A 12,636-nucleotide genomic window follows, 5' to 3' on the forward strand; every position below is an offset into this window, starting at 1 on the left:
GGCCCGTGGAAGGTCGAAACAGCTTGAACAGGGACACCACACCTATCCTTGTTTTTGCCCTGATCGCTAGAATAGGATTCACACACCGTTTTTTTGTGTTGGACGCGGTTCAATTTGTTGTGATCGCCCGTGCGTCGGTGGATGTGGCGTACGGTTTGCTATTCTTGATAATTCGCGATAACGATTCGCCAGTCTGACAGCCTGCGTAACGAGATAATAATATGTACGAACGATTTACAGACCGTGCCCGAAAAGTCATGCAGTTGGCTAATCAAGAGGCACAGCGTTTTAACCATGAATACATCGGCACCGAACACATCTTGCTGGGCCTCGTGAAAGAGGGCAGTGGCGTCGCTGCGAACGTGCTCAAAAACCTCGAAGTCGATCTACGGAAGATTCGGCTGGAGGTTGAGAAGTTGGTACAAAGCGGGCCTGAAATGGTGACCGTTGGCAAGTTGCCACAGACGCCACGTGCTAAAAAAGTCATCGAGTACTCGATGGAAGAAGCTCGCAATTTAAACCACAGCTATGTGGGAACCGAGCACATTCTACTTGGACTGCTTCGCGAACAAGAGGGCGTCGCGGCTCAAGTCTTGATGAACCTGGGCTTGAAACTCGAAGATGTCCGCGAAGAGGTCTTGAATCTACTCGGCCACGGGCTCGAAGGGGCAGAGGTCGGCGAGCGTGGCGGTCGTAGCGGTGATAGCGATAGCGGCGGAAGCCCGTCGGGGAAAAGCAGCAAGAGCAAAACCCCAGCTCTCGACAGCTTTGGGCGTGATTTAACCGAATTGGCTCGCAAGGGCGAACTGGATCCTGTCATTGGACGCGAACGAGAAATTGAGCGCGCCATCCAAATCCTCTGTCGCCGAACCAAGAACAATCCTGTTTTGCTCGGCGAAGCGGGTGTCGGTAAAACCGCGATTATCGAAGGCTTCGCCCAACAAGTCGTCTCGGGCGAAGTCCCCGAGATCTTGGCGGATAAACGAATTGTCGTTCTCGACTTGGCAATGATGGTCGCCGGAACAAAGTATCGTGGTCAGTTTGAAGAACGCATCAAAGCGGTGATGACCGAAGTCCGCCGCGTCAAAAACACGATCCTGTTCATCGACGAACTTCATACGCTGGTCGGTGCTGGTGGTGCCGAAGGTGCGATTGATGCAGCGAACGTATTGAAACCCGCTTTATCACGAGGCGAGATCCAATGCATCGGGGCGACGACGCTCGACGAGTACCGCAAGTACATCGAAAAAGACAATGCATTGGCCCGACGTTTCCAAGAGATCATCGTCGAACCGACGGGGAAAAAGGAAACCATCGAAATTTTGAAAGGGCTTCGTGAACGTTACGAAGAACACCACCGTGTCCAATTCACCGATGATGCGATCGTTGCCGCCGTCGAAATGAGCGAGCGATACATTACGGCTCGATGCTTGCCCGATAAAGCAATCGATGTGATCGACGAAGCGGGCGCGCGTGTGCGACTTCGCACCATGACGCGTCCACCCGATTTGAAAGAGATCGACGAGGAAGTCGAAAAGCTGAATAAGGAAAAAGAGGACGCGGTCGCCAATCAAGACTTTGAAAAGGCTGCCAACCTGCGTGACCAGGCCGAAAAACTTCGCAAGAAGAAAGACCAAATCACGCAAGAATGGCGAGAAAAGAGTCAACAAACCGATGGCGTTGTGGATGAGGAAATCATCGCCGAAGTCGTCAGTAAAATGACCGGTATCCCACTCACCCGCTTGTCGACCGAAGACAGCATGCGGTTGATGAAGATGGAAGAAGAACTTCACAAACGAGTCGTGAGCCAACAGCAAGCGGTCACCGCGGTTGCGAAGGCGGTTCGACGTAGCCGTAGTGGATTGAAAGATCCAAAACGCCCGACAGGCTCGTTCATCTTTGCCGGACCGACCGGGGTCGGTAAGACACTGCTCGCCAAAGCGCTCGCGGAATACATGTTCGGCGATGCCGATGCTCTCGTGCATATCGATATGAGCGAGTACATGGAAAAGCATAACGTCAGCCGTTTAATCGGTGCCCCTCCCGGATTCGTTGGCTACGAAGAAGGTGGGCAGTTGACAGAAAAAATTCGTCGCCGTCCCTACGCGGTGGTTCTGTTTGACGAAATCGAAAAGGCTCACCCAGACGTGTTCAACATGATGCTTCAGGTGATGGAAGAAGGACGTCTGACCGATTCGTTCGGTCGCAACGTCGACTTCCGAAACACGATTTTGATCATGACGACCAATGCGGGTGCCGAAGCGATCAAGAATGAATCAGCATTCGGTTTTCAAAAACCGGACGAAGACGCCAGCTATGATTCGATGAAGAGTCGCGTCATGGATCAGATCGAGCGTGTTTTCCGCCCAGAGTTCTTAAACCGCTTGGACGACACGATCATCTTCCGTCACTTGACAGCGGAAGATTTGAAGTTGGTCATCGATTACGAATTGTCGAAGGTACGCGAACGATTGCTCGAACGCGGGTTAGCAATCGTTCTCACCGACGACGCCAAGGAATTCTTGGTGAAGAAGGGAAGTAACCTTGACTACGGTGCTCGTCCGCTTCGCCGCGCGATTGAACAACGGATCGAAGATCCGCTCAGCGAAGAATTGCTGCAGGGAACTTTCGAAGGTCAAGATACGATCGTGATTGACGGCTTCAAGAACGAAAAGGGAAAGACGATTCGACTGAGCTTCCGAGGCGAAAAGCGAGGCTTGCCGGAAACCGAAGAAACGGTTGCCGCCGGTGTCGGCGACTCGGACGAGGCCGAAAACAACAACGAGTCCTAGGCTGGTGGGCTGGGTCGACCAACGGAAGACCCAGCATTCCATGCCTTCCCGTTTGATATTTTTTCGTGGCGATGGTCGCTCTGCTCTCCGAGCGGAAAACACCATCGCCTGAGGGACAATCGTTGCCCGAAGCCAACCGCTGAATGCTGGCTGCTCAGCGAACGCTGTCCGCCCTAAGGGCAAAACAACATCGCAGCGTAGCCGCCATCCCCCTAAACCTCGATTTCGAAGATCGCCTCGATCTCAACAGCCATGTTGGCAGGCAAGGCTTTGACACCGATCGCACTGCGTGCGCCGACCCCTGCATCGTCGCCAAAGATGTCCCGCATCAATTCACTGCAGCCATTGATAACGGCTGGTTGTTGATTGAATCCGTTTGTACTACGGACCAAACCGACCAGTTTGACGAGACGTTTGATCTTGTTCAAACTGCCTAAGTGAGTTTGCAGTGACGACAACATCGACAACCCGGTCAACCGAGCGGCATCGTAGCCCTCTTTGACGTCCAGATCGAATCCCAATCGTCCCGTCACCAGGGTCTTGTCTTCCGTGAGCGGTCCGTGCCCCGATAGATAGGCCATGTTTCCAACCACCAAGACTGGCTTGTAGAGCCCCATCGGTGAGGGAGCGTTGGTTAGTTGGAGATTTAGTTCTTTTATTTTTTGCTCAGCGTTCATTTTGTTGTTCCATAAACATCTCTTGGATCCACAAGCCTTTTTTCGGCTATCGTCACCCCGTTCTCAGCATCGACTTTGCGGAAAAAGCAACTTTCGTAGCCTTCATGACACGCCGCTCCGGTCTGTTCGACCATGACCAAGATCGTATCGGCATCACAATCGACCCGAATCTCGACAACCTTCTGACGATGGCCACTGGTTTCTCCCTTTCGCCAAAGCTGGTTTCGACTGCGACTAAAATAGACCGCATATCCGCTACGAAGCGTCTCTTCCCATGCCTCGGCATTCATCCAGGCCAGCATCAGCACGCGGTGACTCGACGCGTCCTGAGCAATCGCAGGAAGCAAATGGTTGGGCCCCATGTCAAAGTTTGGGATCGCTGAATTCTCGGTTTGCACGGCTATATTATCTTTCAAAAGGATAAGGTAAACGTTCTATTGCTTTCGCTAACGCCGCTTGCTCGGGCCGTTGAGCCAATCCCGTATAACGGAAACGATCGTCACAAGACGCTTAAGTGGACAATGGGTGATGAGCAATGCCATTGCGTGACGAAACAAGTCTCTGACTCTCATCGCCCCCAAGCAGAAGCAGTTCCCTATCGTACCGTCAAGCGAAGGCTGGCAAAGCCATGGACAATCCTACCAAAATTTCAGTCGTCTTGCCTGTCCGCGATGGTGAGCATCGGATCGTCGATCGCATCGAGTATCTGCTAGACGCTTTGGCAGCCATGACGGCTGATAGAGCCGAGATCGTGGTGGTCGATGATGGAAGCCAAGATGCGACGGTCGAGGTGGTTGAGGAACTTCGAACAAAGCATCCCACGGTTCGGATCGTCCGCCACTCGCGCCCTCGCGGGATGGAGGCGGCAGGACAAAGCGGATTGGAAAGAGCGTTAGGCGAGTTGGTTTTTATTCAAGAAACCGACTCCCCCATTCGCATCGAAGATCTACAGCGGCTTTTAAGGATGAGCGAGGATCACAGTATCGTCGCCGCTCGAGCAGAAAGCCGACCGCAACCCTTATCGCCAGCGCTACTGAGGCGTCTGAGCGCGTGGGGCGCTGCCGTTGAGCAGCAGTACAACGAATCGGAAAAAGCCAGATCCCCCGAGCCATGCTGTTTGCAAATGGTCCGCCGGCCTCACTTGTACCAATTGTCTAGCCCCAAAGGCGGCCGAGTTGATTTGGACAACGACACGATTCGTGCCACCTCAATCTCGTAGGGCTATCTTTGCAAGCGGCCCCCAAAAAGGAATTCCATCCTGCTCACGATTCAGGCCTCTCGTGAACATGGGCTTTCGGGCAATGCTCGGATGTCGTATCGATTCCGCTGGCCGCAGCCCTTAGCAAGATATTTTGGCTCTTCCGAAGAATTTGTGGGCTGATAGGAAGTTGCGGAAGTTTTTTTTGAGGCAGAGCAGAGCAGGGTAGGGTAGGGCAGGGCAGAGCAGAGCAGAGCAGAGCAGGGTAGGGTAGGGTAGGGTAGGGTAGGGTAGGGTAGGGTAGGGTAGAGCAGGGCAGGGCAACAAGAAGATTCATTTAGGATTCGCGACCCAACGGGTGGTTCGTCAGGGTGAAATCGAAACGCCCACGCCATTCGAGATAGGCTCGAATGGCATACACTTAAGTAATTATGGGACGTGAAACATCCTTCCATCGAGCTTGTCTCGGCAGAGGAAACAAGTGGCGGCTACCGACCGCGTGCCCGAAAGAAATTCGCCCCACCCCCACGAATCGCTCCGGGCGATTCGTGGGGGTGGGGCGAGCGTGGGATTTTGCGTTCATGGTAACTGCCACTTGTTGATCCGCCCGGACAAGCCGGACGGAAGCAGGAAAAACAGCCACTGTGAAACGCACTCCGAAAACATTCTTTTTGCCCTGGGATGCCTGAAAAACCTACCATCCTGTACTTGGGATTGATGAATCAACCCACCGGTTCTTCGCTGGAGCCTCAAAAAACGACGCGAACCTGGACGGCGTTGCCCGCGGACGGTCCTTCCCTACCTCTTCGCAGCAAGCGTCTCCGCTAATTTCGCAGCGGGAACCTCGTACCGCTGGCCCCGAGGGACGACGACGCCGCAACTTACGATAAACTGGATCGCTTCATCGACGGTGATATCTAAGTCGATTGCGTCACTCCGTTTCACCGTCACGGTAAAACCGGTCATCGGCATCGGACTCGTCGCCATCAAAACGCTCAGCATCGGTTCGCCATTTGCCATCGAGACCGCTTTCATGCCATTGCCGGTAACGAACCCAATCGACCAAATGCCTTTGGCGGGATACTCGATCGCAACGACACGATTGAACTCGATTTCGCGATCGCTAAACGCAAAATCCGTCACCTGCTTGACTCCGCCATAGACCTTGTTGACGATCGGAATTCGCAAAATGGCTGAGTCAAAGGAACGGACAAGCCAATGCCCGATCCCGAACGTAAACAAACGACCGGCAAAATAGAGAAGGGTCGTAAAAACGATCAGGAACACGGGAACGACTAACGACCGTGGCATGTAGCTCAATTCGACGTAGCGGTGCCAGTAAGCATTGGCACTGGCGGGCGACGGTGTGTAGGGCCCAAATCGATCGGCATTTTCATTGACGGTATTGACCACTTCCTCAGGCAAAAAACGACGTTTTGTCGGATCGGGAACATATCGCTCGCCCTTGTACGTGAATCCGTCTAGCCGTCGTTCGCCGGTCGCGGTCGCGCCATTTGGAACCGAGGAATGGGTTCTTCCAGGAGCGATTGCATGCACGATCGCGGAACGAATACTCGATTCAATCGGCCCCAGGACGTAACTTTCTATCGTCGTCCAGGCCCAAATCAGCACGGCGATGGTCAACAATGGCGGAAGCACCACACCAAGGCCGCGAAGCACAGCGCGGCGGAATCCACCCACTCGCTTTGAATGAGGTTCCATTGGCGTTTCGGTCTCGGGAAGGTTCGATTGCATGTTTGAATGGATTAGAGGAAAAGTCGTAGTAGCAAAATGTTTTCGCCCGATCGACCACTAGCCCGATCGGACAGATCGTGCAACCACCGCAATGGTCACCTTCGCTGCTCCGCCTTCCCGCAGCACTCCAGCAACCTCATCGGCCGTTGCACCTGTCGTATAGACATCATCGACCAATAAAATATGCCGATTGACTAAATCAGGTGATCTGCCGAAAGCATAACGAGTTTTTAGTTGGAACGCATGGCGAACGTTGTGCACTCGGGCATCATCGTCCAACCACGCTTGTTTTGCAATTCGGCGAGTCATTTTGAGTAGTTGCCGACTCGGTACCTGCAACCGCTTGGCAACCGCATGGGCCAACGTCGCCGTCCCAACGCCTCCGCGAGACAGTTGACGGGTAAAATAGGACGGTACAAAAGTCACCCAATCCGGACAATCGTCGACTAACCGCTCAGCAACTCTTATACCAAGCCGATCGCCGAGTGTCGCCGCCAGTGCGGACATGTGGACGTATTTTGCCGCGACGACAGCATCACAGACCAGTCCGTGGTAATTCCACAAGGGAATCACCGCATCAAATTGGAATGCCTTGTCCCTGCATTGGGGACACCTTGTCGCAGGCAGCTGCATTTGCGTTGGATCGACCGTCAAACGACCCATCGGAAAACCACAACAGCGACACCCGTAGCGCATTTGCGACTCACTGGACGTTAAACCAACCTCGCATTGCTTGCAAAACTCGATTCGCTTGAACAAATCGGCCTTCTGGCCCGTCAACCGATGGCAGAGTGGACAGCAGGGCGGGTACGTCAAATCGATCAATGCCGCCGCGACCGATCGGAGCGGGTTATTATTGGTCATTCGCCATTCGAAGGCTGGAGGTTGGGAGTTGGCTGGGAGTTGGTTGGGTCCTGGGCTGCTCAAAACTTGCAGTTTACGTGAAAAAGGTATCCCCACAGTCGCATTGCTTAACCCTGGGTTAGGTTATCGAACGCCGTTGGCGAATTTGACGAATGCAGGAACGAAAAGGAGAGATCCTCAAGCTGCTTAAAAGCGAAGTTTTTGAGCCCCCCAATCCCCGCCCATAAAAACAAATGACATAAATTTTTTCTGATTTTACTGTGAACCTGCGGCTTTGGCGTATGTCTAAGTAGCCATCGGAGAGAAGTTGTAAAAATCTTCTGGTTTTTTCGAGTTCACCTCGATATGTTTTATCTAGGGAGTCTGTTCTTTACGAGTTTAGAGAACAGGTTCATTCTTAATTTCCTACACTCCGCCGCCGCACCTTCTATTGACGGGTGCCGGGAGGACTGAAATGCGTTTCGTATCGATTACCGCCGCCGTCACACGCTTCTTCGCAACCACCGAAGTACGTGAGAATATCGCTGCCGTTTCGTTTACATCTGCACGAATCCTCCATCAATGTGCGGAGTGGATGCATCGCCAGCTACCAAGCGAACCGATGCCGAGTTATTCGGGCTTACCCAATCCGTGCTGGATAGGCTTACCCGGTGACAACGGCAAACACGGCAGTCGCTTGGGGCAGCTATGGCGAAGTTCGTCGAATTGGGACAGAGCCTAAGGCTCCGATCCTTTTAACGCCTGCAATCTTGATGCTCCTTTTTGATTCGGTTCGGAATCTAAACGTGTCAAACCCGCCCGGCGACGACTGAAAACGGCCCCCATTTGGCTTCGACTTTGTTTCGGTGCGTCAACCAGAACGCACCGAAAGCTAGAGCGAAGCACCAAGGCCGCCGTTTTGCATCCGGCTAGCCAGTAAACCACGATCGAAATTGGTCGTTCGCTGCTGGTCAAGCCAAAACACGAATTGAATTCATCCTGCCCTTTTTTTGGGCAAGCATTCGGACAGGAACCGAGAATGAACATGACGCAAGACAACAAGACGGAAGACTCATTGATCGCTCCCCAAACGGTGGCTCAATTGGTGGCCTTGGCACAATTGGGCGACCGGGAGGCATTTGGAGCTCTGTTTGAGCGATACCGATCAGGGATCGTTGCGCTTGCGATGCGCCGCGTTCGAAATGCCGATGAAGCGGAAGAATTGGCTCAAGATGTTTTCATTCAAGCAATGCAAAAGATCAACCAATTGCGAGTCCCCGCAGCGTTCGGTGGTTGGCTGCGGCAAATCGTGCACCGTATGGCGATCAACCGTGCAACTCGATCCCGTCACGCGGTCGCATGCGACCCCGAGACGCTTGAGGCAACCTGCTATGCGGTTGGGACACCCGATGCATTTGCCCAGGACCGCGAACAGGCCGAGGCCGTTCGCGACAGCATCGACCGACTCGGATCACTCGATCAGCAAACGCTAACAGCGTTCTATTTGCATAGTAAATCGCTGATCGAGATGAGTGACGAATTCGACGCGCCAATCGGAACAATCAAGCGTCGTTTGCACGTCGCTCGCAAGCGATTGCAAAAGGAAATGAAAGAAGACATGCTGCAAGCTGTCTAACGGGACGCAAGCTTCTCGCTTGCGTCTTCTTCAAGCCTACCGCTTGATCTTAAGAGTGGCTGGGGCATCTTGCCCCAGTAAGCTGCGGCTGGAAGCCACAGCCACGAAATTCGATGGGATTTGCACCCTACATCGCTTGGAGCCCCAGCAAGCTGCGGCTGGAAGCCACAGCCACGAAATCCGATGGGATTTGCACCCTACATCGCTTGGAGCCCCAGTAAGCTGCGGCTGGAAGCCACAGCCACGAAATTCGATGGGATTTGCACCCTACATCGCTTAGAGCCCCAGTAAGCTGCGGCTGGAAGCCACAGCCACGAAATCCGATGCGATTTGCACCCTGCATCGCTTGGAGCCCCAGCAAGCTGCGGCTGGAAGCCACAGCCACGAAATTCGATGCGATTTGCACCCTGCATCGCTTGGAGCCCCAGTAAGCTGCGGCTGGAAGCCACAGCCACGAAATCCGATGCGATTTGCACCCTGCATCGCTTGGAGCCCCAGTAAGCTGCGGCTGGAAGCCACAGCCACGAAAGATGCTTACCCTCATTCTTCGTGGTCACAAAGCCCTACCATCTCAGCAGGGCCGTTCCCCAGGACAAACCGGCACCGAAGCCGCACAGTAGTACCAAGTCGCCCCGCTCGATTCGCCCCGCCTGCATCGCTTCATCGAGCACCAGCGGGATACTGGCGGCCGACGTGTTTCCATACCGATCCAAATTCATCAGCACTTTCTCCGACGGCAGTTTGAGACCAGCGACTGCGGAATCAAGAATTCGCTCGTTCGCTTGGTGCATGACGACCAACTTCAAATCGTCGGCGCAAACGCCAGCATCCTCGAGCACCTGCTCGATACTCTCGTCAATCACGCGGACCGCCCATTTGAAAACACCACGGCCATCCATCGCCAGGTATTGTTCGCCTCTTGCGTATGCCTCGGGGGTCAGCGGGCGTCGGGTTCCGCCCGCTGAAACTCTCAACATGTCGGCTCCCCAACCTTCGCTGCAAAGTTGGTAGGAGACAATTTCGGATGCGTTGCCCTTTGCCAGGTTCGAGTCGGGGCCAGGCGACTTGGAGCTTGGCGTGATGATCACCGCACCAGCACCGTCACCGAAAAGCGGATAGGTTTTGACGTCATTTGGATCGACCGAGCGACTCATTAAGTCCGTTCCGACGACCAGAGCACATTGGCTATTCCCGGCGGCGACAAATTGGCCAGCGGTCAAGAGTGCGTACATAAACCCGGCGCAAGCGGCATTCAAATCCATCGCTGGTGCGACGGCGCCGAGCCGATTCTGTAAGTAACACGCCGTCGATGGAGACGGGTAATCGGGAGTCATGGTGGCGACCAGAACCAAATCGACCTCGGCCGCTGTAGTTCCCGCCGATTGTAGACACTTGATTGCCGCTTCATAACACATGTCGCTGGTGAATTCGTCAGCTGCAGCATGCCGTCGCTCTTTGATCCCCGTTCGACGGACAATCCAATCGCTGTCGCAACCCAGCGCGGCTAGATCCTCATTGGTGACAACTTTTGTGGGTACATACGAACCAATGCCAGCGATTTGAATTCCGCCAATTCTCCCCATCCGCCCGCGAGTCGAAAGGGCTTTTGCGGTAGAGAGAGAGTCCGTATCCGTCGATTTTGAAGGGTTTGATTTCAATTTGGGAACTGTCATTCAGAAGTCAAAATGGTTGATTCCCGCCATCGATCGTTGTCGAACAGGTTGTCAGACAGCGGGAAATTCATGTCTGGCCGCCGAGTATAGCTTTCCCATGCCCCCAGTGTTAGACGTGTTCCTTTCGACGTTTGCTGGCACCGTGTTTTGTTTGACCGTGTTTTGTTTGACCGTTGGAGTCTCCTGGAGAATATTTTTGCCCGAATCCCTCAACTTGACAGCCATCCAATGAGCCCAGCATTCGCGAGCATCCGTGTCATTGGTGGCAAAAAACAGGCAACTTTCAAAGCATGCTTCCTGGGTTCAAAACGCAATTCCCAGAAATCTGCCTTCCGGTCAACGCGGCCCTTCGCTTAGACTGCCCTCGGAAGCGACCGTTAAGGAACCTTCGGATGGAAGCCGAAGCTTAACGGCAAAATTGCATAAAAATGGACAGCGAGTGCTTTGTGCCAGATGAAACATTAGGGCGAGACCGGACGGCTCGCGGGCTGTCGATTTAATCGTTTAACGCTTAGCCGAAGGCGTCAGCTTTTCCATAAGCGATCGCCTATAGCTTGGCGTTAAACAATCAGTCGAGTCAAACCGATTAAATCGACAGCCCGCAAGCCCTCCGGTCCTCCGAAACCTAAAGTTCAATTGTGTTGAAGCACTCGCCTGAATCACTAACCCAAATTTCGGGAGCGGTACGGCATGGAAGCCGGATACTTGATGCGTCGTTTGTACGTCGCGGTAATCATAGTTGTCGCAGTCTTCGCGACGGCTAGCACTGGCGAGGCAGCCGACTATCGGACTCGCAATTTCCTCGTTCAAGCTCCTAACGCTCAATTGGCGCGGACCGTTGGTGATGCGGCGGAGCGATATCGCGACGATCTCTCACAATATTGGCTTGGCCGTCGATTGCCGCCATGGTCCTCGCCGTGTCCCGTCCGCGTGGTTGCTGGAAATTTACCGGCCCAAGGGGTCACGACCTACAATCGATCGCCGGTCCGCGATTTCCAAATGGAAGTCGTCGGCACCCCCGAACGGATTCTTGACAGCGTGCTGCCACACGAAGTCACGCACACGGTCCTGGCAACCCACTTTGGACGTCCATTACCGAGATGGGCTGACGAGGGTATCGCAACCACGGTCGAACACCCGTCGGAAAGACAGAAGCACGAACACAAACTACGTGAATTCTTGCGAACTCGTCGCGGAATCCCGATGAACAAACTGTTTCTGCTGACCGAATATCCGAGCGATGTGCTACCGATGTACGCACAAGGCTATTCCGTCTGCAGCTTTCTGATCGAACAACGCGATCCCGAAACGTTTATCGCATTCTTGGAAGACTATATGAAACACCCCTCATGGACGTCGAATATCCAAAAGCACTACGGCTACGATTCCTTGGCCGAATTACAAGATTACTGGCTGAGTTGGGTAGCCGATGGCAGCGGACCGGTTGAAAAATTCGCAAAAAACTCAGCTCTACCCACAAACTCGGTTCAGCCGCTACCGCAGGCTATCCGATCGAACCCCCAACCTGGTCGCCCGATTGGAAGTGTGGCAAGCAATGCCACAACTGCGACCGCGCCGGGATCGACCGCGCCGGGATCGACCGCGCCGGCAACGACTTTGGCATCGACCGAACCAGGTGGTTGGTACATGAGGCAAAAGAGAGAGGCTGGCAAACAACCTTCGAACGACAGAAAACCGGAAGCGATCGCCAGCGAGAGTTCAAATTCGCGATTGATGCCCCCTTCGGTGCGCAACAATCCACGCTACATGTCAGCCCAACCGCAACCCGAACAGGGTATGTCGCGGCCAAGTTCAATCTATTAGGACGCGATCCCATTCGATAATTTCCAGAATCGATACGGGTCCCCAGGTTGGTTGGCTACCAGCGAGTGGCAAATCATGCTACGATCCCTCTTCAAAAGTCTCACTCGAAACAACTCAAGAGCATATAAAACCATGGCTAAACCGCAGCACAAGTTAAAAAAGGCAAACCACGGGCAACGCCCGGCTAACGCGAAAGCCCGCAAAGCAAAACGCAAAAAGATCAAAACCTAGGCCTCTT

General features: G+C 53.8%; 12 protein-coding genes. 7 read left to right on the top strand and 5 right to left on the bottom strand.

The genetic code is table 11. The features are described from left to right. Window positions 1–221 precede the first annotated feature (221 nt). On the top strand, window positions 222–2,792 hold the full coding sequence (locus tag Q31b_RS06520) for an ATP-dependent Clp protease ATP-binding subunit (RefSeq protein ID WP_146598895.1): 2,571 nt from the start codon (window positions 222–224) through the stop codon (window positions 2,790–2,792). 212 nt (window positions 2,793–3,004) lie between these two features. On the opposite strand, the gene Q31b_RS06525 is transcribed toward Q31b_RS06520, so the two are convergent. Further along, complete coding sequence (locus tag Q31b_RS06525; protein WP_146598896.1) at window positions 3,005–3,469, bottom strand: RidA family protein; 465 nt, start codon at window positions 3,467–3,469, stop codon at window positions 3,005–3,007. Next, the gene (gene hisI / locus Q31b_RS06530) at window positions 3,466–3,885 is read right to left on the bottom strand and encodes a phosphoribosyl-AMP cyclohydrolase (RefSeq protein ID WP_449289927.1); all 420 of its coding nucleotides are present in this window, start codon (window positions 3,883–3,885) and stop codon (window positions 3,466–3,468) included. The genes Q31b_RS06525 and hisI overlap by 4 nt, the downstream gene beginning before the upstream one ends. Before the next feature lie 212 nt (window positions 3,886–4,097). Here hisI and Q31b_RS06535 point away from each other — a divergent pair, with 212 nt between their 5' ends. After that, entirely contained in the window at window positions 4,098–4,688 is a 591-nt protein-coding gene (locus tag Q31b_RS06535) for a glycosyltransferase family 2 protein (protein WP_146598897.1), read from the top strand. A 417-nt stretch (window positions 4,689–5,105) separates the two neighbouring features. Next, window positions 5,106–5,255: a hypothetical protein gene (locus Q31b_RS27965; protein WP_197171056.1), complete on the top strand. Its 150-nt coding sequence runs from the start codon at window positions 5,106–5,108 to the stop codon at window positions 5,253–5,255. Window positions 5,256–5,465: 210 nt separating this feature from the next. On the opposite strand, the gene Q31b_RS06540 is transcribed toward Q31b_RS27965, so the two are convergent. Beyond that, window positions 5,466–6,422 (bottom strand): DUF502 domain-containing protein, encoded by a 957-nt coding sequence (locus Q31b_RS06540; protein ID WP_146598898.1) that lies wholly within the window; start codon window positions 6,420–6,422, stop codon window positions 5,466–5,468. Between the two features lie 57 nt (window positions 6,423–6,479). Continuing rightward, complete coding sequence (locus tag Q31b_RS06545; RefSeq protein WP_146598899.1) at window positions 6,480–7,286, bottom strand: ComF family protein; 807 nt, start codon at window positions 7,284–7,286, stop codon at window positions 6,480–6,482. A 454-nt stretch (window positions 7,287–7,740) separates the two neighbouring features. Here Q31b_RS06545 and Q31b_RS06550 point away from each other — a divergent pair, with 454 nt between their 5' ends. Together Q31b_RS06550 and Q31b_RS06555 are read left to right on the top strand one after the other, a co-directional pair. Continuing rightward, on the top strand, window positions 7,741–8,007 hold the full coding sequence (locus Q31b_RS06550) for a hypothetical protein (protein WP_146598900.1): 267 nt from the start codon (window positions 7,741–7,743) through the stop codon (window positions 8,005–8,007). Between the two features lie 303 nt (window positions 8,008–8,310). Beyond that, entirely contained in the window at window positions 8,311–8,901 is a 591-nt protein-coding gene (locus Q31b_RS06555; RefSeq protein ID WP_231617358.1) for an RNA polymerase sigma factor, read from the top strand. 563 nt (window positions 8,902–9,464) lie between these two features. Here the strand turns inward: Q31b_RS06555 and Q31b_RS06560 are convergent. Further along, the gene (locus Q31b_RS06560; protein WP_231617359.1) at window positions 9,465–10,574 is read right to left on the bottom strand and encodes a beta-ketoacyl-ACP synthase III; all 1,110 of its coding nucleotides are present in this window, start codon (window positions 10,572–10,574) and stop codon (window positions 9,465–9,467) included. Between the two features lie 708 nt (window positions 10,575–11,282). On the opposite strand from Q31b_RS06560, the gene Q31b_RS06565 reads away from it, so the two are divergent. Together Q31b_RS06565 and Q31b_RS29600 are read left to right on the top strand one after the other, a co-directional pair. After that, the gene (locus Q31b_RS06565) at window positions 11,283–12,398 is read left to right on the top strand and encodes a hypothetical protein (RefSeq protein ID WP_231617360.1); all 1,116 of its coding nucleotides are present in this window, start codon (window positions 11,283–11,285) and stop codon (window positions 12,396–12,398) included. Window positions 12,399–12,530: 132 nt separating this feature from the next. Further along, entirely contained in the window at window positions 12,531–12,629 is a 99-nt protein-coding gene (locus Q31b_RS29600; protein ID WP_390622309.1) for a 50S ribosomal protein bL37, read from the top strand. Window positions 12,630–12,636 lie beyond the last annotated feature (7 nt).

The sequence above is a fragment of the Novipirellula aureliae genome (assembly GCF_007860185.1).
Classification (GTDB): Bacteria; Planctomycetota; Planctomycetia; order Pirellulales; family Pirellulaceae; genus Novipirellula_A; species Novipirellula_A aureliae.